This is a genomic window from Micromonospora sp. NPDC047134 (assembly GCF_040643455.1).
Classification (GTDB): Bacteria; Actinomycetota; Actinomycetes; order Mycobacteriales; family Micromonosporaceae; genus Micromonospora.
This window is the reverse complement of record NZ_JBEYUI010000053.1, coordinates 1-1729: the sequence shown is the minus strand read 5'-3', so window position 1 is coordinate 1729 and position 1729 is coordinate 1. Positions and strand designations below refer to the sequence as shown.

Sequence of the window (1729 nt, the reverse complement as noted above, 5' to 3'; positions counted from 1 at the left end):
CAATCCGCTTTCGCTCGCCACTACTCACGGAATCACTAAATTGTTTTCTCTTCCTACGGGTACTGAGATGTTTCACTTCCCCGCGTTCCCTCCACACACCCTATGAGTTCAGGTGCAGGTGACATCACATGACTGATGCCGGGTTACCCCATTCGGACACCCTGGGATCACAGCTCGGTTGACAGCTCCCCCAGGCCTATCGCGGCCTCCCACGTCCTTCATCGGCTCCTGGTGCCAAGGCATCCACCGTTCGCCCTTGACAACTTGACCACAAAGATGCTCGCGTCCACTGTGCAATTCTCAACAAACAACCAACCCACAACCCCAAGCCCCACACCAGCCCGACAACCGCCGGCGGTATGCGAGACCAGGCCATGCCTGGCAACCACACCCCACCCCAATCACGTCAGGGTGGAGCAATCGGTTCCGAAGACAACAACCACAACAGGTTGTTCCTTCAGGACCCAACAGGGTGTTCATCATCAGCCACCAGCCGCACCAACCCCACCGTTCCCACCACCCCCCAAGAGGAGCAGCTGTACTAGGAAGAACCTGGCCGTTGCCGGCACCTGACTCGCCAGTGTCTCCGCCAATTGAGCACCCCGATCCGACATTCGCAGACCGCGGGCTCCATACCAGCTTTCGCCGGATGGTGCTCCTTAGAAAGGAGGTGATCCAGCCGCACCTTCCGGTACGGCTACCTTGTTACGACTTCGTCCCAATCGCCAGCCCCACCTTCGACGGCTCCCTCCACAAGGGTTGGGCCACCGGCTTCGGGTGTTGCCGACTTTCGTGACGTGACGGGCGGTGTGTACAAGGCCCGGGAACGTATTCACCGCAGCGTTGCTGATCTGCGATTACTAGCGACTCCGACTTCACGGGGTCGAGTTGCAGACCCCGATCCGAACTGAGACCGGCTTTTTGGGATTCGCTCCACCTCACGGTATCGCAGCCCATTGTACCGGCCATTGTAGCATGCGTGAAGCCCTGGACATAAGGGGCATGATGACTTGACGTCATCCCCACCTTCCTCCGAGTTGACCCCGGCAGTCTCCCATGAGTCCCCAACCGAATTGCTGGCAACATGGGACGAGGGTTGCGCTCGTTGCGGGACTTAACCCAACATCTCACGACACGAGCTGACGACAGCCATGCACCACCTGTCACCGGCCCCGAAGGACCCCACATCTCTGCAGGATTTCCGGCGATGTCAAACCCAGGTAAGGTTCTTCGCGTTGCATCGAATTAATCCGCATGCTCCGCCGCTTGTGCGGGCCCCCGTCAATTCCTTTGAGTTTTAGCCTTGCGGCCGTACTCCCCAGGCGGGGCGCTTAATGCGTTAGCTGCGGCACAGAGAACCGGAGAGGCCCCCCACACCTAGCGCCCAACGTTTACAGCGTGGACTACCAGGGTATCTAATCCTGTTCGCTCCCCACGCTTTCGCTCCTCAGCGTCAGTATCGGCCCAGAGACCCGCCTTCGCCACCGGTGTTCCTCCTGATATCTGCGCATTTCACCGCTACACCAGGAATTCCAGTCTCCCCTACCGAACTCTAGCCTGCCCGTATCGACTGCAGGCCCGCAGTTGAGCCACGGGTTTTCACAGTCGACGCGACAAGCCGCCTACGAGCTCTTTACGCCCAATAAATCCGGACAACGCTCGCGCCCTACGTCTTACCGCGGCTGCTGGCACGTAGTTGGCCGGCGCTTCTTCTGCAGGTACCGTCACT

General features: G+C 59.4%; 2 rRNA genes (1 of these 2 cut by a window edge). Both read right to left on the bottom strand.

The annotated features are described in order from the left end of the window. Positions 1–270, bottom strand: a 23S ribosomal RNA gene (locus ABZ795_RS28670); it reaches 2940 nt to the left of the window's first position. 393 nt (positions 271–663) lie between these two features. After that, a 16S ribosomal RNA gene (locus tag ABZ795_RS28665) occupies positions 664–1729 on the bottom strand; the annotation flags it as partial.